The sequence below is a fragment of the Flectobacillus roseus genome (assembly GCF_030056595.1).
In the GTDB taxonomy this organism is placed as follows: Bacteria; Bacteroidota; Bacteroidia; order Cytophagales; family Spirosomataceae; genus Flectobacillus; species Flectobacillus roseus.
The window spans coordinates 72,245-95,451 of the sequence record NZ_JASHIF010000023.1 but is presented as its reverse complement, the minus strand read 5'-3'; the positions used below and the strand labels follow the sequence as shown (position 1 = coordinate 95,451).

The 23,207-nt window shown below is 36.9% G+C and carries 16 protein-coding genes; 7 read left to right on the top strand and 9 right to left on the bottom strand.

The window, feature by feature from the left end; translation table 11 throughout:
• Window positions 1-284: 284 nt before the first annotated feature.
• The 3 genes from QM524_RS21875 to QM524_RS21865 form a co-directional block, all read right to left on the bottom strand.
• The gene (locus QM524_RS21875; RefSeq protein ID WP_283346227.1) at window positions 285-1,091 is read right to left on the bottom strand and encodes an NIPSNAP family protein; all 807 of its coding nucleotides are present in this window, start codon (window positions 1,089-1,091) and stop codon (window positions 285-287) included.
• 225 nt (window positions 1,092-1,316) lie between these two features.
• Window positions 1,317-1,667 (bottom strand): hypothetical protein, encoded by a 351-nt coding sequence (locus tag QM524_RS21870; protein ID WP_095168168.1) that lies wholly within the window; start codon window positions 1,665-1,667, stop codon window positions 1,317-1,319.
• A gap of 213 nt (window positions 1,668-1,880) precedes the next feature.
• Window positions 1,881-3,164 (bottom strand): MFS transporter, encoded by a 1,284-nt coding sequence (locus QM524_RS21865; protein WP_095168359.1) that lies wholly within the window; start codon window positions 3,162-3,164, stop codon window positions 1,881-1,883.
• A 298-nt stretch (window positions 3,165-3,462) separates the two neighbouring features.
• Here QM524_RS21865 and QM524_RS21860 point away from each other — a divergent pair, with 298 nt between their 5' ends.
• The 3 genes from QM524_RS21860 (at window position 3,463) to QM524_RS21850 (ending at window position 7,261) form a co-directional block, all read left to right on the top strand.
• Window positions 3,463-5,091: a carboxylesterase/lipase family protein gene (locus tag QM524_RS21860; RefSeq protein ID WP_283346226.1), complete on the top strand. Its 1,629-nt coding sequence runs from the start codon at window positions 3,463-3,465 to the stop codon at window positions 5,089-5,091.
• A gap of 175 nt (window positions 5,092-5,266) precedes the next feature.
• Complete coding sequence (locus tag QM524_RS21855; protein WP_283346225.1) at window positions 5,267-6,691, top strand: metallophosphoesterase; 1,425 nt, start codon at window positions 5,267-5,269, stop codon at window positions 6,689-6,691.
• Between the two features lie 171 nt (window positions 6,692-6,862).
• Window positions 6,863-7,261, top strand: a complete 399-nt coding sequence (locus tag QM524_RS21850) for a response regulator transcription factor (protein ID WP_283346255.1) — start codon at window positions 6,863-6,865, stop codon at window positions 7,259-7,261.
• A gap of 100 nt (window positions 7,262-7,361) precedes the next feature.
• Here the strand turns inward: QM524_RS21850 and QM524_RS21845 are convergent, their stop codons facing one another.
• The 4 genes from QM524_RS21845 to QM524_RS21830 form a co-directional block, all read right to left on the bottom strand.
• Complete coding sequence (locus QM524_RS21845) at window positions 7,362-8,888, bottom strand: FG-GAP repeat domain-containing protein (protein WP_283346224.1); 1,527 nt, start codon at window positions 8,886-8,888, stop codon at window positions 7,362-7,364.
• Window positions 8,889-9,051: 163 nt separating this feature from the next.
• Window positions 9,052-9,318 carry a (2Fe-2S) ferredoxin domain-containing protein gene (locus tag QM524_RS21840; RefSeq protein WP_095168157.1) on the bottom strand — a complete coding sequence of 89 codons (267 nt, stop codon included), beginning with the start codon at window positions 9,316-9,318 and terminating at the stop codon, window positions 9,052-9,054.
• Between the two features lie 175 nt (window positions 9,319-9,493).
• Window positions 9,494-10,645: a PepSY-associated TM helix domain-containing protein gene (locus QM524_RS21835; RefSeq protein ID WP_283346223.1), complete on the bottom strand. Its 1,152-nt coding sequence runs from the start codon at window positions 10,643-10,645 to the stop codon at window positions 9,494-9,496.
• Between the two features lie 67 nt (window positions 10,646-10,712).
• A complete protein-coding gene (locus QM524_RS21830; RefSeq protein ID WP_283346222.1) occupies window positions 10,713-13,049 on the bottom strand; it encodes a TonB-dependent receptor in 2,337 nt (778 codons plus the stop codon).
• A gap of 257 nt (window positions 13,050-13,306) precedes the next feature.
• Between QM524_RS21830 and QM524_RS21825 the strand changes: the two genes are divergently transcribed.
• From QM524_RS21825 to QM524_RS21810, 4 genes are all read left to right on the top strand, one after another.
• Complete coding sequence (locus tag QM524_RS21825; protein ID WP_283346221.1) at window positions 13,307-13,531, top strand: hypothetical protein; 225 nt, start codon at window positions 13,307-13,309, stop codon at window positions 13,529-13,531.
• A 19-nt stretch (window positions 13,532-13,550) separates the two neighbouring features.
• Entirely contained in the window at window positions 13,551-13,892 is a 342-nt protein-coding gene (locus QM524_RS21820) for a DUF6686 family protein (protein ID WP_283346220.1), read from the top strand.
• Window positions 13,893-14,344: 452 nt separating this feature from the next.
• Complete coding sequence (locus QM524_RS21815) at window positions 14,345-17,521, top strand: SusC/RagA family TonB-linked outer membrane protein (protein ID WP_283346219.1); 3,177 nt, start codon at window positions 14,345-14,347, stop codon at window positions 17,519-17,521.
• A 32-nt stretch (window positions 17,522-17,553) separates the two neighbouring features.
• On the top strand, window positions 17,554-19,044 hold the full coding sequence (locus QM524_RS21810) for a RagB/SusD family nutrient uptake outer membrane protein (RefSeq protein ID WP_283346218.1): 1,491 nt from the start codon (window positions 17,554-17,556) through the stop codon (window positions 19,042-19,044).
• Between the two features lie 376 nt (window positions 19,045-19,420).
• Here the strand turns inward: QM524_RS21810 and QM524_RS21805 are convergent, their stop codons facing one another.
• Entirely contained in the window at window positions 19,421-20,488 is a 1,068-nt protein-coding gene (locus tag QM524_RS21805; RefSeq protein WP_283346217.1) for a formylglycine-generating enzyme family protein, read from the bottom strand.
• A gap of 227 nt (window positions 20,489-20,715) precedes the next feature.
• A complete protein-coding gene (locus QM524_RS21800; RefSeq protein WP_283346216.1) occupies window positions 20,716-23,085 on the bottom strand; it encodes a glycoside hydrolase family 127 protein in 2,370 nt (789 codons plus the stop codon).
• Window positions 23,086-23,207: the final 122 nt, after the last annotated feature.

Below are 23,207 nucleotides of genomic sequence, written 5' to 3'. Positions count from 1 at the left end.
ATATCTAATTCCTAAAGTGAATGCGAATAATTTGTACAAAAACAATATACAAAAATACCATATTTAGTCATCATTCCGCACATTATTTGATAATATTCGTTAATTCGGTGTAAAATTGTAGGCATTTTATTACGTGCGGACTTGTTGTAGAAAGGCAGGTAGGTAAATTTAGAGATAAGACTGCTTATTTCAAAGCAAATGGATAGGTTAAATTATAGATTTATTAGCCATAATAAAAAAAGGTGAGCATTAATAGCTCACCTCTCTCAAAACTTTTTAATTTACTAGATATCAGAGTAATCCGTTGGTCTCAAGAAACGTGTATCATTTTTTGAAACATTATGCTGGTACTTTGGCATCGCAGATAAAGTTTTCCATTCGGGATCAGCACTAAATGCCTTCCAATGCGCATCTCTATCGGCTTTGTTTTCGAAAGTTGTCATGTAAATCAAGTTCGGCATTGATGCACCTGAAATTACTTCCGAGTAAAAAACTGCATTGAAATTCAATCTTTTAAACAATTTAACCTCTCCACCAGCATTAAACATATCTACTTTGTTGACGTATAGTTTCTCGCTTGGACCTTCATAACTTCTAAATTCATACACTCTTTCGGATTTTGGCGAAGAAAGCGCAGGCATTTGGAAATGCGGTTGATCAACAAACGCTCTCATCAAAATAGACTCCATGCGTGTATATACAGGTTTATCCCAAGGCGTATTGATATAATCTTTTCCGTCTTCTAAATAAGTTTTATCTGAAGCAAGTTTTCCTTCCAACTTTGCCCATTCATCCTGTGATTTAAAAGGAATAAATACATAGACTAATTTTTCGGCTGGCTCGGCAGCATCAGTTGCAATGATAGGCTTAAATACACCCACTTTTTCAATACCTGCACGATGCAATGCAGGCATATAGGCATTTTGCAAGTAATTATCGAGTCTCGACTCTTGCTCGGCTGTTTTCAAACGATAAATAACTAACTGATAAAAATCTCTTTTGGGAGCAGCTGCCCAAGATGCAACAGAAGTAAGAATTGTAACCAATAGAGCCAGTACAGCCACTATTCTGGTACGAAATACATGTTTCATTTTCTATTAAAATAATTAGTGAATAATGTTTGAATATATAGATAAAACAAGAAATGATTGTTTTTTACTTATACCTTCAACAAAAATAGAAAATAAAAAAAGCGTTTCTACCATGTTTTATCTTTTAAAGGGTATTAATCAATCGCCATAAAAAAATCGCTACACAGAGCGTTGAGTCCCCATGAAGCGATATTTTAATATGTACACCGATTATTGTAAAAGCATTTATGCTAAAGCCCCTTCTCCCAACACCTCATATAACATACTATTTAAGGAAAGGACAAACTTCGTTCCATCCAATAAATCTCTCAACTGAACTATTTCACAAAGCGTTAGCTCCCATGACAATTGTGCTTGTGGAGCTTCAACTAACTCATAATCAAAATCATCTGATAAATTAAAGATCATTTGATGAATATCGATTGACGATACCTTACGACGAAATGCTAAGAAATCATGAATCTTGAAACTTGCTACCATTCCATTAAAATGCACATGAATCTTGTTTGTCAAATCGCATTGCCAAGTACTTCCTTTTGAATTTTGATACAATTCGTGAAATGCAGGATATTCCATAACCTTACCTCTATTTTGAATACACTACAAAGTTAATAGGAGAAAGAATATCATGCAATAGCTATTTAAAATAAGTCTAAATAAATTTTTGAACTAGAACCACAAAAAACGGCTACTTAGGAAAGTAGCCGTCTAATAACAATTATGATGTGGTGATAATCTGGGTTATATAGTGCCAATTTAAAGCATTAAACCCAATAATCCCACATTCAGCTATAATTTTACTTTTTCCATCTTAGGGGCAAAAAAGTGCATTGCTAGCCAAGCAACAATATATGCCATTGAGCAAATGATAAAGATCACATTATAACCGATGTTTATATCTCCAGCCTTTTTGTAAGTATCTAACAAATAACCAACTAGAATAGGAAATAGAATTCCTCCAACAGAGCCTGCCATGCTACCAATTCCAACTACTGAGCTAATCGCCTTGCGCGGAAACATATCTGATGCTGTAGTAAAAATATTCGCACTCCAAGCTTGGTGTGCCGCCATCGCAAGGGCAATCAAACCAACCGCCTGCCAGATATTAGTGCAATATTGGGCAAAAAATACAGGTAATACCGCCAGCGCAAAACTCAGCATAGAGGCCTTTCTTGCCTTAAATACAGTCCAACCTTTTTTGATAAGATAACCCGAAAGGTATCCGCCACCAATACTTCCTATGGTCGTAGCTGTGTACACTACTATTAATTCAATACTAGGCTTTTTCAAATCTAACTGGAAACGCTCTGCAAAATATGACGGTAACCAGTAAAGGAAAAACCACCAAATGGGGTCAGTAAACATTTTACCAAATACAAAAGCCCATGTTTGACGAATCCCAAAAAGCTTAATCCATTTCACCGATTCTGTAGTTTCTACTTCTTGCTCGTCGGCATCGCTATTGATAAACTCTAACTCTTCCTGACTTAATTTAGGGTGTTTGGTAGGCGTTTCGTAATATAATTTCCAGAAAATCAACCAAATAAAACCCACACCCCCAGTGATAATGAACGCTTCTCTCCAGCCATACGCACCCAAAATCCAAGGTACCATAATAGGAGCTACTACCGCACCAATGTTTGCACCTGAATTAAATATACCTGTGGCAAAAGCTCGTTCCTTTTTGGGAAACCATTCAGCTACCGTTTTGATAGCAGCAGGAAAGTTACCCGACTCACCAAGCCCCAAGAGCATACGCATACTTGCCAGACCAAAAGTTGAACTTACGGCGGCGTGCAATACTGCCGCAATACTCCACCATACAACCGAAATAGTGTAACCTAGTTTTGTACCAATTTTATCGATGATTCTACCAAAAAACAAAAAGCCTGTGGCATAGGCCGCCGTAAACGCCATGATTACTTGACTGTAATCGGACTCTGTCCAGTTAAATTCTTTTTCTAGGGTCGGTTTTAATAATCCAATTACCTGACGGTCAAGGTAGTTGATGGTGGTAGCAAAAAAAAGTAAGAGTACTATTCTCCAACGATATTGAGGAATTTTAGGATTCATAAAAAACAGTTTAAGGTTCATCACTCAGTCATAAAGACCTGCTTTTGAACATTTTGATGATTAGAGTTAATGAGTAAAGACCTAGCAGATGATTATTTACCCAAACTTTCTTCGATTTGTATAATTTTTTTCACACTTTTTTGCATTAAATCCGATTTTTTTATCACATTTGTATCTATAGTCTCACATTGAGACAATTGCTCAGATGACGTTTCCATATTATCCAATTATTTAAAAACGTAGGTAACTCGAAAAGCATAAATGCTACTCATTTACTTACACTTATACCAATTAACTAATGAAAAAAATCATTTTATTGAGTAGCTTACTGAGTGTGAGTTTGCTAGGAACCCTTTCGCACACGCATGCACAATCAGACCCATTGGTGGCAGGTAAAAATATTGCCGTTGTAAGCACCGATTTGGGAAAAGTAAGAGGTTATATTCACAACGGAACTTTTACTTACAAGGGCATTCCTTATGCACAATCTGAGCGCTTTATGCCTCCTACTCGCCCAAAGGCTTGGAGCGATGTGCGTAGTTCTACAGCTTATGGCCCTGTATGTCCTACCGACCCAACAACAACGGTGTTTGACCCTCTCGAATTTGCATTTAACCACAACTGGGGTTATACCAACGAAAACTGTCAAACACTAAATGTATGGTCGCAGGGTATCAATGACGGCAAAAAGCGCCCTGTTATGGTTTGGTTGCATGGTGGTGGGTTCAGTGCGGGTTCGGCTATTGAGTTACCATCTTACGAAGGCGAAAATCTGAGTAAAAAAGGAGATGTCGTAGTGGTTTCTATCAATCACCGTTTAAATGTCCTTGGCTTTTTGGACTTGTCTAGTTTTGGAGATAAATACAAAAAATCAGCCAATGTCGGAATGATGGATGCTGTTATGGCTTTGGAATGGGTCAAAAGTAATATTGCCAATTTTGGTGGAGATCCAAACAATGTAACCATTTTTGGACAATCAGGTGGTGGTGCTAAAGTTACTACATTGATGTATGCGCCATCGGCTAAAGGGCTATTTCATAAAGCAATCAATCAAAGTGGTAGTTATCGTCAAAGCTTTTTGGAACAAGAAGATAGCAAAAAAGTGGGCGAGGCTTTGTTAGAAGTATTGGGTTTGAAACCAAATCAGGTAGATTCTTTACAAAAAATTCCATACGAAAAATTGAATGAGGCTAGCAAAAAAGCGATTGCTAAAGTTCAAGATCAAATGAAAAAAGATGGAAAAGCGTTTGTAGGTGGTGGGTTAGGTTGGGGACCTGTTCACGATGGTGACTTTTTGCCTTATCAACAAGTTGACCCTGCGGGCTTGGCTATTTCAAAAGATATTCCATTCATGTTGGGTTGTACCAAAAATGAATTCATGGCGTCGTTAATGAATCCAGCTATTCGTGATTTTACCAAAGAACAAGCTGTAGATTTTCTAAAAAAACGTTATGCCGACAAAACAGATGCCTATTTGAAGGCTGTTGAAAAAGCCTATCCAAATACCACAAAACCATCTGACTATATCGATATAGATTTGGCAGCATTTAGACCTGGCATGGTGAAGCATGCCAACTTAAAGGCAGATTTTGGTGGAGCACCTGTTTATGCATATCTATTTACATGGCAATCTCCTGTAAACGATGGTATGTACAAGGCTATTCACTGTATCGAATTGGGTTTTGTATTTAACAACATTGACCGTTGTCAGGAAATGACTGGAGGTGGAAAGGAAGCAAAAATTCTAGAAGACAAAATGAGTCAAGCATGGATTAATTTTGCACGTACTGGCAATCCAGCTCACAAAGGTTTACCATCTTGGCCTGCTTATTCCTCACAAAATGGAGCGACGATGTTTTTTGACAATAAAGTAGAAGTGAGAAATCATCATGATAAAGAGTTGATAGAGATAAGCTCAGGCAAATAGCAAGAGCTTATGAGTTAATTATATATCCATTATCTGAAGATGCTCAGCATCAGAAAGATAGTATTAATTGAAAATTTTCTTTATAGTTGATAAATGAGTAATTGGTTTCAGAGTTTTCTGAAACCAATTTTTTTTTGCCCTATTTTTTCAAGAAATTGAAGAAAAATTATACGCCATGACACTCCAAAATAATTCTCTGACCGACCTACATCAAGTAGAGACACTCAACACATCTGCTGCTCATTTCTTAATCATTAGCGATTTGCATATTGCAAGAGGAAAAGAACCCTCTGGAATGATTACAGGAACCGAAAACTTTTTTGCCGATGAAGCTTTTCTGCGATGGATTCAATTTCACCTAAACAAATATCAAGAAGAAGAAGCCGTCTTAGTGATTAATGGTGATTTTATCGACTTTTTGAGGGTCATTTTTACAGAAAAAGAAGTACTTCACTTTGGCTATGATGAATGGCAAAAAATTTTACAAAAGGTTCAAATAAATAAAACAATCGAGGAGCTGAAAGCCAGCTTCACTGAGGATGAAAAAGTATATGGATTCAAAACCGATGATTTTAAATCTATTTGGAAGTTAGAAAAAGTTATTGAAGGTCACGAAAAAGTATTTCTGGCCCTTGTAGAATGGCTTAGTCAGCCCCACAAAGAACTCCTGATTCTAAAAGGCAACCATGATTTGGAATGGCATTGGGAAAAGGTTCAGACCTATTTTTCTGTAAAATTAAATGAGATAGCCCTCCAACAAAACAAACCCATAATAGGTAAGATATCTTTTATACAAGATTCGGTAATCATCAACCAAAAACTCTATATCGAACATGGGCATCGTTATGATAAATTCTCTCATGTGGTTGGAACACCAACATTGGATGGTAAACTTAGCGGGCAATTGAGGTTACCTTTGGGTTCGTTTGTCAATAGATATTTGCTTAATCGTATTGAAGTAGCCTATCCTTTTCTTGATAATATTCGTCCGACCAGTAATATCCTAGCTATTCTTCTAAAAGAAAGGTTTCCTTTAGCTATAGAAATTTTGACTAAAAGGGTACTAGCACTATTGAAATTTGTTGATAAAAAAGCCTTTGCCTATGTTTTTGGTCAGGCACTGACCTTTATTGGCATCATCATGATACCTGTGGTGCTTACCATTTTTTTGATGTATAAAGATATTACTAACATCAATCTGAAAGGAGATTGGAGTAACTTAAGTTTCTTAAAAAACTTGGGCACCTTAATCATATCCTATATTGTTGGTCAGTTTGTCGGTGTATTCAATCTTAAAGAACCTGATGATTTATCGCAAGAGGCGCCCAATATTTTCAAAAAATACCCTAGTATAGAAGTAATAACCATGGGCCACACGCACAACCCCATGCAAATATTTCAAGAAAATAAAGCTTTTTTTAATTCAGGAACTTGGATCCCGATTGTTGAACAAACTGTTGGAAATCTCAAAGAAGACAAGACTTATAATTATTTAGAAATCAGCTTTTTAGAAAAAGAATTATTTACAAAAGATTCTCTCAAACGTTGGAATGATGATGCTCAACGACCTGAAGGCTTGTATTTAACGTTAAAAAACTAGAAAAATCATACTTAACTTTTGAGATTTATACCGTAAAATAAAAAACAAACAAAATTTTCCTCACTTAAGGCATGATTATTGCGGTAAAGTAGTTATTCTTGCAGTGCAACTAAAGAAGCATCGCAAGAATAACCCACTATTTTGTCCTTAACTTTACCTGCCATTGTTGTGATGAATTTAAAAAAGAAACTTCTAGTTGTAGATCAGTCCGATTCTACCAAAATTATCCTCGACCATTTTTTAGGAAAAGAATTTGACATTATCCAGAAAAGTAACGGCTACGAGGCCATTGATTTTTTAAACTCTGGTATTGACATTGATTTTCTTATTACTGAATTAAACCTCCCTCTATTGAGTGGAAAAGAGTTAATCAAAAAGCTCCGAGAGAGTCACCTTTTTTCCAGTCTACCTATTCTATTATTAACAGCAAGTTCAGAAAGCAAAGACCGCATTGAATGTATGAACTTGGGTGCTGACAATTACATAGAAAAACCTTTTAATCCTTTTGAAATTCAAGCAAGAATTAATGCTGTATTGCGTCTGTGCCAACGTAGAAACTATATTCAGTAGTCTTTGAAGAGGTCATTTGTGGGATTCTATTTAGCTTTCTGAATATATCCTTACTTTATGATTTTAGTGCAATAAAAACCGCAGAATCCCCAAGTGGCCTCTACAAATGAGTCTTATTTTTTGATTTTAGTACGTAAACACCAGTCCTTTTTTCAGAGGACGCATTGGATTGTCTATCTCTATCTTGAAGATTAAACGCCCCTAACACAAGGTCGATATCTCCGTCTTTATCCAAATCGCCACAATCCATTACCATCCATTTTTTATCAGAAATTCCCTCCATAAAATGCGGAGTAAAGCCTTTTCCTGTATTTTCAAAATATAAAAAACCTTCTGCAGGACTTTGTTTTTTATCTGGGAAAAACGAAATAGCTGCAATATCCATATCTCCATCACCGTCAAAATCTTGACTTAAGGCTTTAGAAGCTCCATGCATCGGGTAAAAATATTGACGCTTAAAATTCGTCTTTCCATCATTCAGGTAAACATGTACGCCATGATAACGTTTTAATGAAATAGAAGCGTCAGCATTATCGCCATTGGTATACACAATATCTTGATAGCCATCTTTATTGATGTCAACTACCTGAATAAAACTTGAGCCGTAAATAGGAGGAAAACGCAAGACACGCTTGGGCTCAAATTCTCCATTACCTCGATTTTCGAGCACCCAAATGCCTTCATCACCTTGAGTTTGTAAAACCACAATATCAGGCAATTTATCGCCATTTATATCGGTAATAGTGGCATTTCGGATACCTGCAAAATTCAAAATTTCTTTCTTCAATTTAAAGTTTTGATCATACCACGTCAACTTTCCTATATCGTTACCAAACTCACAAATCAGATAGTCAGGCGTACCGTTAGCATCTAAATCTCCCATTGAGATCTCGACAGGACGACGAAGCTTTTCGACTAGCGTTTGAGGAGAACCCTTGGCGATACTCCATAGTTTTCCCAATGCTTGGTCATTGGGATCCATAATGCCCATACCAAGTGCCATCATATTATTAGGTGTTTTTACAACATCAGAAACAGGGCTCTCTGTGGGAACTTCGGAGATTTTTTGGAGTGTTTTATCCCATTTTTCCACCCGATTTCTACCACGATGAGCTACATAAAGAGCTTGTTCATTAGGTAAAATTTTCACCATTGTTACCAATGAAGGCTCGTTGTTGGTATTCTCTAAGGTTTGAATATCAAACAAATCAGAAAGTTGTGTGGCTTTGACTTTTGAAACTTGAGGAATAGGTTTTTCAGGAGCATTTTTTACATAAAAGTCCACTATCTTCTTCCAATCTTCGGGAGCCATAGCAGGTGCATCTGGGTAAATATTTGCTACCGAAACCTCCATCATATCCTCATAACTGATATTGGTAAAGTATCCCATTTTATTTCCCATACCAAGTCGTAAAGCCATTTTTGGCAAAATACCTTTAGCCCACCATTCTTTTTCCACTAAATTAGGAGATGGATAAGCGTGGCATGAAACGCAATGTTGTTGAGATAGTTGTTCGCCCGTCAAACCTGAGGGAACTAAATTTTGTTTGTTCGCTTTTGTTGAGTCACAAGAAACGTACAGAAGGGTATTAGCAATTAATAAGCTAAAAATAGATGCTCGATTCATTACTGAAATTCATTTATGTGATGTGTGTAGACATCATTTTTGGATAATAATTCAGTAATTTTATCATTTTCTGAAGGTAATAAAAGATTACCTTCATTTATTCGACCATACGGGCAAAACAATAGATAAATCGGAGAATCAAAAAAAGCACCTTGCGGGTGCTTTATTCTTTTTCTAAAATAAACTTTTTGAAAAGTGAATCGGCTTGCCATATCGTCACCTCAGACAACCATTGATTTTGCGGTTGAAAGCATACGATTGGAGCATGCTTACAGCGATCCGTACATTCAATTTTTACAATTTCAACCTCGTCTTTGAGTCCATGATCCTTGATAGACTCCTTAAAGAACTTTCGAAGCTCTTTATGTTTTCCGCACTTGCTACCATCGCAAATTAGAATAGTTTTTTCGGGAAATGTTACGTGAGACATAGTCTTTGGAGATTTTTGGTACAAGATAAAAAAAAACCTATCCAAAATAAACGGATAGGTTTCTGATAGCGAAATAAAGGTTTAGAGATCGACTTTCTAAATACTAATTGAAAAGGCTTTTTGAATCGAAAATCGCTGGTTCCACTTTACCAATTTTTTCGTCAGCCCAATTTGATTACTCAGTAATTAATGCGGTTTTATTTTTTTGTTTAGGTAAAATATCCTTCTTTTTGTTACGACGTCCCCACCAAATTAAAAATCCAGTGATTGGCAAACTTGCTGAAATAAGGCTTACTGAAAAAGCTAAAATTTTTCCAGCTATTCCCCAAATAGCGCCAACATGAATATCGTAATTCATTCTGAAAAGTTTATCCGAAGCCGTTGCATCTTTGAGACGACCATACAGATGCGAAACATTAAGCTCCTTCAATGTATATTGGTCAAAATATCGATAATCTGTAGTCCAAAAAGTTCCTTTTTGATGATTCACATTCACTGCAATCGATGCAGAATCTGATTCAGGAACATGGACTTCGATAGAGGCTGCCTGAGGTGTTTCCTTCAAGACTTTATGCCAAGCTTGGTCTATGGCAGCTTCTGAACTTGAGGAAGGAACTTTTCTGGAAAGTGGTTCGACAAATTCTAAAGATTTTTTTCCACCTATTCCAGCATAAACTCCTTTAGAAAACCACTGAAATCCCCAAACCAACCCTGTTATAACCAATACAACCACCACCCATGAAGCATAAAAGCCTAAAACGTTGTGAAAATCATAGTTTTTACGACGCCATTGAGCATTCCATTTAACTGAAAATCGTTGCTTGGCTGCACCCTTATTTTTAGGCCACCAAAGAATAATGCCAGAAATAAGTAAGATAAAAAAGACCAAAGTTGCCGATGCCACAATCGGTTGTCCAACCGAAGGAGGCAACCACAAATAATAATGTCCATCTAATACCCATCTAAAAAAATCCTTTGACATATCTTTCACCTGTAACACCTTGCCTGTGTATGGGTCGAGATACACTAAGAAATAGTGATATGGCTCAAAATGATAAAATATAGCTTGGACTGACTGGTCGGGAGAGCCATACATAATGGCATGTAAATTTCTAGTAGGCAAAGTCTTAGTGGCTATTTCCTGCAATTGTGAAGGTGGCAACATAGGAGCCTTTTGCGGAGTTACAAATCGAAACTCCTCAGTTGCATTTTGTATTTCCTCCTGAAAAGCATACAAACAACCCGTAACACTGATGATAAAAACAATAATCCCAGATGCCAAACCCAAGAATAAATGAACTTTTCCGACAAGTTTTTTAAAATTCATTGATGAATAATTTTAGATGTACAATCAATAAAAGAGCATCCCTCCTATTGGAAGGATGCCTGAATAATTAGAATTTATATCCTACTGTCAAACGAGCATTTCGGAGTGCTTCTGTTTGATAATAATAAAAGCCTCCCCAGTTATAATACGCACCAGAATACAAATACGCATTAAGTAAATTATTGATATTCAAGGCAAAAGATAACTTATTAACTTGATAAGAAACAGCGCCATCCATTTTGAAATAATCTTTCAAAGGTTGTTTGGTGCCATCAAACACATACCAAGACGAACGACCATTTTGGTATTGCGCTCCTAAAGAAACGCCCCAGCCCTTCAATTTTCCGTTGGTAGCTTTGTATGACAACCACGCATTAGCAATATTTCTAGTTGAACCTGGCACATCGACACCTTCATTTATAGGATTGGTATCTTTAGTTACTTTTGCATTGGTGTAAGCATAATTTAAGGTTAGGTCGAGTCCATGAAGGATTTGTCCACGAAGGTCAAATTCAACACCCTTTGTTTGAGTTTGTCCCAGTTGCACAGAAAAATTTGGGTTGGTAGGGTCAGCTGTAAGTACATTATTTTTGGTGATATTATACGCAGCTACAGAGGTAGTCCATAAGCCTCCCAGCCATTCTCTTTTTAAACCAATCTCTTTGTTATTTCCAGTAATAGGCTTAAAACTAACACCATTTTGACCAGCACCAGCTTGAGGGATAAATGCTTCATCGAATACTGCATAAGCAGAAGTATGCTTGTCGAGAGAGTAACTTAAGCCTACTCGCGGAGTAAATTTATTCCCAACGGCTTCGCCAGCATACGGATTTCCATCAGTTGAAGAAGTAAAACGACCAGCCAAGGTTAATCTTAATCTATTTTCAATCAAATGAATTTCATCTTGTACATAAAAAGCGTAGTATTTTTGGAAATAATGAGCACCACGTTCTTTTAAACTTTTACTTCTGTCATACACAGGATATACCGATTCGGGAGTAATACCATATTGCGGATTGTAGATTGCCAATGGGGTAATGTCTTTTGCCGCCACAAAATCATGATAATAATCTTTATAACCAATGTCAGTTCCTCCTAATAGAAGATGTTTGACTGAGCCCGTTTTAAAATCTCCATTTACAAAAAACTGTCCTAATTTATTTTCACCCAATACATCCCAGATAGACATTTTGCGGTAAAGCGTATCGCCATCGGCAGAAATTCCAGATGGCCACATTGACTGTCCTACCTGACTATAATTCATGTAAGCCACTTGTCCTGTAAACCTCCAATTAGGATTAAATGCATGAGCAAACGTCAAGAAAATCGTATTATCATTAATATTGGTTGGATCCATGTTTTTCTCGGCAGTCGTAAAACTCGCAGGTAAATCTGCAAAGCCTTTTTTCGAGAAAGAATAATTAGACCCAATCATCGACATTTGATTGTATTGATAGGTATATTCAGCTGTCAATGATGTTTTTGGTGAAATTTGGTATTTGACAACTGGCGCCACCGACACACGATTATTGTGTTCAAACAAACGATGTGAGCCTTTGGACTGCCCCATGATATTTAGACGATACAATAATTTGCCATCATTTGTCAGCTTTCCATCCAAATCCAACGTAGTACGATAGGTATTAAAACTACCAATTGTTCCAGTTACTTCACCACGAGTAATACCTGTTGGTTTCTTGGTTACCACATTATAAAAACCCGCAGGTTCACCATTAGCAAGCATAAATCCAGCAGGTCCTTTCACAAACTCAATACGCTCGACCATACTCATATCTTCGGCAAGAGGTCCCCATGCCATTTGTACATTCATCCCATTACGAAAAGCCGCAATTTGAGACCCACGCATGTTCAGAAGCGCATAATTATCCCAGTGCTCAAGACGTGTAACTCCACTTACGTTGCGAGTTACACCTTCGAGCATATCAAAAATTTGTTGGTCTTGTAATAATTGTTTTGTAACAACCTGAATGTTTTGAGGTAATTCGAGCAAAGGGGTTTTTAATCTTAAAGAAATCGAGGGATAATCCGTCACATATTTACTAGGGTTTGAGTTTACGACCACTTCCTGTAGCTCTTTGGCACTTTCAGGTAAAGTCAAGGTAATCTCCAATGTTTGTCCTGATGATAGATTGACTTTTTGTTGAACAGCCTCAAAACCCACAAAACTTGCCTGAACTACATAGTTACCAGCCTTAACACCTTGAATTTCGAAATTACCAGCATCATTTGTAACTACACCTTTATTTGTCCCACGTAAAACTACATTCACAAATTCCGCAGGTTTTCCTTCCTGTGTTTTAACCTGTCCTTTCAATATTGCGGTTTGTGCGATTGATAGCCATGAACCCGTCAATAGCATCAATGTTAGATAAATGTTTTTCATTATAGAAAAATTTGAAAGTTGATAAAGTGGTTAGCGACCACTCATGATCATATTCTAAAAGCCTCACATGAGGATTAAAACATGTGGTTGTATCAGCTTTGATGAAACAAAATTATATCTTATTTAGACTAAGTACAAATAAATTTACGTTTTTATTTGGAACAATTCTAAATAGATAGATATATTTGCTTAGAATTAAGAATCGAAAAACAAGCAACTAACTATCAATCAAACAGTTAAACTAAACATAAAAACCTATGAATATCTTAATATTTAGAACCGATATTCAATCGCCAATCGGCATACAATCGGTATGGGAGGCATTACAGCCACTAGGAATCAAATCTTTTAGTATTGACTTTTCTGATTTTAATCACGCACTTTCAGTCGTTTCCGAAGAATTGATCACTCCCCAAAGTATCAGTAAAGCACTAAAGGGAATTGGATATTGCTGCGAATACCTTGCGAAACAAATTGAATAACAAACAAAACGTATATACTATGCGTCATTCAGAGCATCAAACCCAAAGTATTCTGGAAAAAGAAAATGCTTTTGTCAGCTACTGCACTTGTTGTAATCAATACAACCTCTCATATAAAAATCTATTGTTCGCACTTTCTCTGGCAGAGCTCAAACAATTTAAAATTATGTTGGACGCAAAAGTGTGCTTTTATGAATATCCAAGTTCTCATGGCAAAGAATTACTATTCAAAACGGCGCTTCAGCACTTCTTTCTGCTGTTTTCAGAGGCTGAAATCCATGAATTGTGCGACTTGATTATTGAATCCCTATTAGTGGTGGAAGCAAGATTTATATTATCAAACTCACAAATCGACGAATAAAAAGGCCATTTTTTATCCATATCCAAAATACTATTTTGAAAAATTAAAATAAGACAAAACAAAGTTTTATAAAGCCTTAGCTCAGCAATTGTAGACCGTTGAACTAAGGCTTTTTTTAGGGACGTGAACGAAGAAATATCATGATAACCAATGTTATTTGAAGAATTTCAGGAAGTAAAAATTAAGAATAAATACTCATCTTTAAGAAATAATATTATTCTTTTGTAAAATTTTAGTAAAAAATACGCTAATTTTACCTCATAGCAATAAAATTCCTGTTTCTCACATACAAACAGTTGTTTTATTTTGATATTTATAAAAACCACCATACATAATTTTTTCGATAAACCACAGCGCCCTATTGGACTGCATTATTATTGGTACTTTTCATAGATATCTCCCTTTGCTAATTTTTGTATTTTCTTTATCTACTAACTAAAAACGCACAAAAAATGAATAATCGTTTACGAAACTTTCTCGTATTATTTCTGTTTGTGTTGACTTGTGGCTATGCCCAAGCTCAAACTACCGTGAAGGGGGTTGTTTCTTCTAAAGAAGATGGTACAGCTTTACCTGGTGTTACAGTTGTACTAAAAGGTACTACTAAAGGTACTACTACCGATAAGGATGGTAAATTTAGTATCGCTGCAACTGGAAATGGCACCTTAGTTATTTCATCGGTAGGTTACACAAAACAAGAAATTGCTATCCAAAACCGTACAACTATCAATGTATCACTTGAAGGTGATGCACAAATGTTGAACGAAGTATTAATCGTAGGTTATGGTACTGTAAATAAATCTACTCACGTTGGTTCGTCGGCTCAAATTAGTAAAGACGTAATCGCTACTAAACCAGTAGCAAACGTAATGAACGCCCTAGTTGGTGCTGCTCCGGGGGTTCAGGCTACGTTATCGGGTGGTGCTCCAGGTTCTGAACCTACCATTCGTGTAAGAGGTTTCGGTTCACTTTCTGCTTCAAACAATGCACTTTATGTTGTTGATGGTGTACCTTTCAACGGTAGTACATCAACTTTGAACCCAGATGATATCGAATCTATCTCGGTATTGAAGGATGCTGCAACAACAGCTATTTATGGTTCAAGAGGGGCAAATGGTGTAATCATGATTACTACCAAAAAAGGAAAAGAAGGTCGTAACAACTTCAACGTAAGTGCATCAGTAGGTGTAATTGCTAGAGGTTTGCCTGAATACGAGACGGTAAGTGCTCAACAATATTACCCTTTGATGTGGGAAGTATACCGCAATACATTGGCGTATGGTTCACTAAAAGTACCTCAAGATGTAGCTAGTAGCATTGCTTCTGGTTTGACAACTTCTTATGGTGGTAGAACTTACACTGGTATTTACAATTTGCTTGGTAACTACAATCCGTTCAATGTGGCTTCAAATCAAATTGTAGACGTAAACGGTCAGTTAAATCCTAGTGCACAGTTATTATACCCAGAGGATTTGAACTGGGCAAATGCAATGCAACAAGGTGGAAAAAGTAGAAAGAACTATACTATCAACTATGATGGTGGTACTAGTAAGTCAGACTACTTTGTATCATTAGGTTATACAAAAGAACAAGGTTATTTGTTAAAATCTGATTTCGAACGCTTTACAGGTCGTGTTAGTGTAAATACGCAAGCTACCAAATGGTTGAAAACTGGTTTGAACTTGAATGGTACTTACAGCATGGCAAATGTTGATGCTGGTTCAGATGGTGGTACATCATTTATCAACCCATTCTACATTTCACGTTTCATGGCTCCAATCTATCCTGTATACAAGCATGATCCTACTACAGGTGCTTATGTATTAGATGCTAATGGAAACAAGGTATATGATATGGGTGATTCAAGACCAAACTCAAGTGGTCGTCACACAATTTGGGAAAACGAATTAAACTCTCGTAACCAAATCCGTGGTTTGATTGGTGCTCGTACTTTTGCTACTGTTTCTATCTTACCAAGTTTGAAAGCTACAACTAACTTGAGCTTTGATTTGCAAGATACACACTACCGTACTTACGATAACCCTACAATTGGTGATGGTGCTCCAGCTGGTCGCTCATACCACTACTTGTACCGTACAACAAACTATACTTGGAACCAATTGTTAGAATTTGACAAACAAATTGGTAAACATCATGTAAACGTTTTGGGTGGTCATGAGAACTTTACTTACAGATACAACTATTTGACAGGTTCTCGTTCAGGTATCATCGTAGATGGTATTACTGAATTACCGAACTTTGCAACTGTATTGGGTGTGTCTTCATATGAAGACAACTACACTATCGAAAGTTACTTTGCAAGAGCAAACTATGATTTTGACAAAAAATATATCTTGAATGCTTCTATTCGTCGTGATGGTAACTCTCGTTTCGCTCCTAGCGTACGTTGGGCTAACTTCTGGTCAGTAGGTGGTGCTTATAATATCGAAAGAGAAGATTTCTTTGATGTAAAATGGGTTGACTTATTGAAAGTAAGAGCATCTTACGGTGTAGTAGGTAATGATGGTGGTTTAGGTTATTATCCTTATCAAGCATTGTATACTTTAGGAAGAAATAATAATGCAGAACCAGGATTTACGCAAGCTTCTATTCCAAACCCTGATTTGACTTGGGAAACAGCAAACAACTTTGACTTAGGTGTTGATTTCAGCTTATTCAAAGGTAAATTGTCAGGTAGTCTTGAATATTTTAATCGTGAAACAGCAGGTTTGATCTTCAACGTACCTCTTCCTTTAGCTGCTGGTGGTACAACAGGTGGTGGTTTTACTATTCCTAAAAACATCGGTAACCTTTACAACAGAGGTCTTGAGTTACAATTGACAGGAGATATTATTAACACCGGTGACTTCAAATATTCAGCAACGATCAATGCTACTACTTTGAAAAACCAAATCACTAAAATGCCAGAAAACCAGCCATTGATTATCTCTGGTTCTAAAGCATATAGTGTTGGTCACTCAATTTACGATTTCTACTTGCGTCAATTCTACGGTGTTGATTCAGAAACAGGAAATGCATTATACAAAACAAACGTCTTGAGTACAAACAGTAAAGTAATCGGTGCTGATACTGTTACAACTGTATTGGCTGAAGCGAATCAACGTTATAACGGAACATCATCTATTCCAGATGTGTACGGTTCAATGAACAATAACTTCTCTTACAAAAACTTCACATTGAGCGTACAATTGACTTACCAATTAGGTGGTAAAGTATATGACTCTGCATATGGTTCATTGATGCACGGTGGTACTTACGGTACTGCAATGCACGTAGATGCATTAAGACGTTGGCAAAAAGCGGGAGACGTAACAGACGTTCCTCGTTTTGATAACGGAAACATCACAAACCAAACTGGTGGTAGTACAAGATACTTAACAGATGCTTCATACTTAATGTTGAATAACGTAACCCTAACATATAAAATCCCTTCAAACTGGTTGGCTAAAATCGGTGCTAAAAATGCAAGCATCTATTTCTCAGGTGAAAACCTAGGTCTATTATCAGCTAGAAAAGGTATGAACGTAACAGGTTCATTCAACGGTACTGTAGACAACACCTACAACTTCAACAGAGTTATGTCTATTGGTGCTCGTTTAGGTTTTTAATTAGGAAATCATCGATAAAAGAGAAAAAGCAAATGAAAAATATACTTAAAAAAGGCGTTCTAGGATTAATGACAGCATTGTCATTATCTGCGTGCGAATCGGATTATCTCGAAACAGCACCTACAGACCAAGTTGCTACAGTAGATGCTTTTAAAACAACCAAAAACGCATGGGCAGCATTGAATGGTATCCACCGTTTGATGTACTCTCAAATTTTTAGTGTTCAAGCTCAAGGTGGTCAATCTGGTAACATGTTGTATACTGATATATTAGGAGAAGACTTAGTTTTCCCTAACGTATCAAACACATGGTTGAGAAGTGAGTATCAATGGATTAGTCACCGTACTGCTAACAGTTCTATTTGTTACTACAACTATACTTTCTATTATATGCTTATCAGTAACGCAAACATGATTATTGCGAATATTGATAAAGCAGACGGTTCCGATGCTGACAAAAAGGCGATTAAAGCTGAAGCATTGACTTACCGTGGTTGGGCATATTTCCAAATGGTACAGTTATTTGGTGAGCGCTTTGTCGCTGGAGCTGCTAATAGTGGTTTAGGTGTTCCGTTGGTTCTTGAACCAAAAACTACTCCAACTCCTCGTGCTACTGTTGCTGAGGTTTATACTCAAATCAACAAAGACTTAACAGATGCTATTGCTTTATTTTCAGGCTATACTCGTTTAGATAAGTCTCACTTCAATATCAATGTAGCTAAAGGTATCAAAGCTCGTGTTGCTCTTACTCAACAAGATTGGACAACTGCTGCTACATTAGCAAAAGAGGCAAGAACTGGCTTTACGTTGATGTCAAATACAGACTATTTGGGTGGTTTCAACAACTATTCAAATGCTGAATGGATGTGGGCTTCTAGAATTGTAGCAGATCAGACTAACTACTTCTACTCGTTCTTTGCTTATATGTCGAACAACTATAGCTCGACGGCTATTCGTTCAACTCCAAAAGTGATGTTCTCGGCGTTGTATAATAAAATTACTGATACAGATATTCGCAAGAAATTGTGGGATCCAACAGGTAAAAACACCGTAGATTTCCCTCTTCCAGCTTCTACGTTCAACAGATACGCATACCATCCTAAGAAATTTAGAGTGGCTGATGTCAACCTAAGTATCGGTGATGTTCCTTACATGCGTGCTGCAGAAATGTATTTGATTGAGGCTGAAGCTTTAGCTCGTTCAGGAAACAACGCTGCAGCTGCTGAGGCTCTTTATCCTTTGGCAGTTAACCGTGATCCATCTTATGTAAAATCTACAAAGACTGGAGATGCGTTAATCGAAGAAATCATGACTCAGCGTCGTGTTGAACTTTGGGGTGAAGGCTTCCGTTTCTATGATTTGAAACGTACAAATGCTGCTTTGAACCGCAATGGTGGTAACCACAACGCTGCTTATACAAACGGTGTAATGGATGTACCTGCTGGTGATAAGAGATGGGTATTCTTGATTCCTCAAGACGAAATCAATAACACTAATGGTGTGGTTGTTCAAAACCCTCAGTAATAGGATTTAGAGTAATAATAATGGCTGCTATTGACTTTGGTTGATAGCAGCCATTATTGTTTACCAAAAGTTAGAATAGATAGATAATTTAATGTGAATTTTGTATGATATTTGTATTGTATTTAGTTTACATATCCATACTTTATAAAGTTTTATGCTATACCAACACAAAAAAAGCCTTATCCATATTAAGGTAATCAGTGATTCTGTATACAATCACGATATTCAAGATTTTTGCGTAATGTTTACTCGATTCGAGGATACAACTGGAGAACTGTTCTTCATGACAAAAGATGACTTTTATAGTCAATTCGAATTACAATATGACTTACATGAATCTAGTAAAACTATGGTAGTTAATTGTCTCAGCTAACGCTTACATGTCCTTTACGCATCGAAAACCAATATGGTTTGTCGAACTCATTGCCTCTCCTTTTCCTCTACTCCCCGCCTCATATCTCACACAATACTGATCACTGCACAGATAAGAGCCGCCTCTTTGAACATACTTTATGACGTCAGGTTCTTCTGGGTCAAAACTATTTTTAGGTCCTTTAGGGTTTTGCGCTGGACTCGACTTGTAATAATTCACATGATACAAATCACAACACCATTCCCAAACATTTCCTGTCATATCATACACACCTGTGGTATTAGCAGGGAATGACCCTACTGGAGCTGTAGCAGCATAACCATCTTTCTTGAGATTTTGTGTAGGAAAAGTACCTTGAAAAATATTTGCCATCCACTTCCCATTGGGTAGCAATTGATTTCCCCATTCGTATTTAGAACTACTATTTTTACCTTTCGATGCAAATTCCCATTCGGCTTCGGTAGGTAGACGTTTACCCGCCCATTTGGCATAAGCTACAGCATCTTCATGGGCTATATGAACTACTGGGTAGTTTTCTTTTCCTATAATATTGCTTTTAGGCCCTAATGGATGTCGCCAGTCCGCACCTGCAACAAACTCCCACCACTCAAAGTAATTGTCAAGTGAACTTACCTGCTTTGGGGCTTTAAAAACCAGTGACCCTGCCTTTAATTTTTCTAATGGAACGCCAGGAAATGCTTTAGGATCGAGTGGTCTTTCTGCCACTGTAATATATTTGGTAGCTTTTACAAATGCCGAAAACTCCGCATTCGTTACCTCATGTGCATCTATCCAATAAGAATTGACTGTTACTTTATGCACAGGAACAGCATCAGAGAAATCTTTATTTCCCATCATAAAACTACCTCCTTGTACAAACACCATTTCGTTGTCTTTCTTGTCTGAATTAACCTTGATACTATTCTTCATGGCTATTCTGGCTAAGCTTTTTTTCTTAGGTTCTGTTTTACAAACAGCTACAGAAGGCTTTTGCTGGGTTGTGATAACTTCATGAAAAAGGGGACTTAAAATCCATCCCATCAGACTTATTAGCATTGTTATTCTCAACATATTTCAAAATTTTATATAAAATAGGAGATTCAAAATTCTTACAGGCAATGCTCAAATTTAGCAAAAACTCAAAAGTTTTGTATCCTTTACATTCATTCGAAATATTATCTTAAAATATGTTGATGCTTCATCACAAACAAAAAACGTTTTCAACGGGCTATACCTCAGAAAGCGTTTTGTTGAAAAACTCAATTAATCAACTGCAAGTGTTTGCATGAATTGAGATCTTATTTTACTAATCGAATGGTTTGTATAGCCCCAGAACCATTTTCCCCTGTCGAAACAATCTTAATAGGGATATTTTGCTGCAACAATGTATTTCCCTCTAAAGCAATAGTAAAGATTTGAATTTTTCCATTATCAGGATTAATTTCTACTTTCTGAGATAAAACATCGTTTAACCAAATTTCGAAAATATGGGCTTTGGCATCTTTCAAGACTGTTATTTCGATTGCTTTGGCTTTCAACTCTGGATTATTCAATTTGTAAGACATCCATGCCGTAGTGGAGCGCCAAAAATTACCAATACTCCCTCCTACTCTAGTTTGCTTTCCGTCAAAGGCATGGTCGGCTTCAGGTTGTTGTTCGCCCAAAGTAATCCAGTCTACCGTTTTTTGACGTAAAATAATATCAGCCTGCTCTTCTGCCTTCAATTTTTCCTGATGCTGACTTACCTCATTAGCACTCATCAATGGCCAATACATCATATAACGAGCATCATGCAATTGATAAAATGGCTTTAAAATCAAGTTTGTTTTCTGAGTAAAAAATAGATTCGGACTTTCTATTTTATAGGCAAGGGGCTGATTTTTAATCGGTTTCAAACTCGCAATAACCTCATTCTGTGTGCCTACCAACACGGGCGCTTGATTGATTGGATACAATTTACCAATTGCTTCATGACCCATTCTTGAATCATCTGCCACTAATCCCTTCAAATCGGTTGAATCTGTAGCTGCAGCCAAAATAATTGGTCCATGAGCAAAAGCATACCAGTTAGAGCCGTCTGGTAATTGTTCTAATCTAGTATCCATTGGCAAAGCTAATTGAACTTTATCGCCATTTTGCCATGTTCTCTCAACCGATACATAACCTTGCTCATTTAAACTAAGTTTCTGTATTTGATTATTTACTTTTACTGACAAAGTTTTAGCCTCAAGCCAGAAAGGTTTTCTCAGAAACAACTTGAATGTTTGTGGTTTCTTCAAAGAAAGTTGAATTACAGTGCTTTCTTGATTAGGGAAATCTGTTTTTTGGGTAAAACGAATACCTTTTTCCTTCCAGGAAAGTTGAGATGGCACAAACAAGTTCACCCAAATATTTTTATCATCATGTGCGTAAATCAGCTCTGCATATTTAGCGTGATTTTCTATGCCTGAACCCACACAACACCAAAAACCTTTTTGAGCATCAGAATACACTCGATAATGCTGAGGACGAATCGGTGTAAAATAAACCAACCCTCCATGTTCGGGATGCTGTGAGGACAAAATATGATTGTATAAGGTTCTTTCGTAAAAATCAATGTAAAAAGACTTCGGTTCATGTAAAAACAGCGATTTGGTCAGTTTTAACATGTTGTATGAATTACAAGTCTCAGGACCTTGATTAGATTCCAACATAGGTTTAAAGTTATCTGTAGAATTAAAATGCTCGCGGTAACTATTTCCTCCAAATGCCACACTACGTTTTTGAGTAACATTTTGCCAAAAATATTCACTGGCTGAATGCCAATCTTGACGGTTCTTTAGTTCAGCAATTCTTTCAAAACCAATGACCTTGGGAATTTGTGTATTGGCATGTAAACCTGTTAATTTATCCTCATGAGATACCAATGGAGCAAGAATTGCCTGATGAGACATTCTTTCGGCTACGTCCAAATATTTCTTTTGCTGGGTTATCACATACACATCTGCCAAAACCTCATTCATACCACCATGCTCTGTTTTGAGCATCTGTTGAACTTGCGTATCGTTGAGGGGTGCAACAAGATTACAAAACCAGTCCGTAAGATGAATCAAAACTTCCTTGGCTTCTTGGTTTCCTCCAATCAAATATGCATCTCTCAACCCTGCAAATAGCTTGTGAATATTATACAATGGTACCCAAGTATTATTCAAACCAAAACCACTACCATCAATATCACCTTTGCCTATTCTGTCCCAAAATATTTTACCATTGGGAATTCCCCCAACATAGCCATTTTTGTTCTGTTGCTGACAAAGTGATAGCTCAGCGATACAATAATCAAGTTTTTCTTTCAAACGCTTATCTCCTGTTGACGCATACATCAGCGCCAAAGCTGACAAATAATGTCCCCCAATATGTCCATCTAAGCCCGAACTCTCCCAATTACCATACGCAGGTGCTTTTACGGATAAACCAGCCTCTTTACGGTATGGTGCAAGAAGTCTGTCAGCATTGAGTGAAAGAATATAGTCTAAATCTTTTTGTTGGGCATGCAAAAATGCACCACCAGTCAATCGGACTTCATTCAAAGAAAAAGCCTCAATCGGCTTTGGAGAGTTTTGTGCATAGCTTACCGAGGAAGTTATTGTAAAGCCGAGCCCAATGAGTATAGAGGTTACTTTTTTCATTATCGTCAAAAAATAAATTGTGTATTTTTGACACAAATATAATTAACGGTAATACAACTAAATCATGATTTGTCATGGTTTTTTAAAAATAAATCTCTTTAAAATTAAATTGTCTTTCAAAA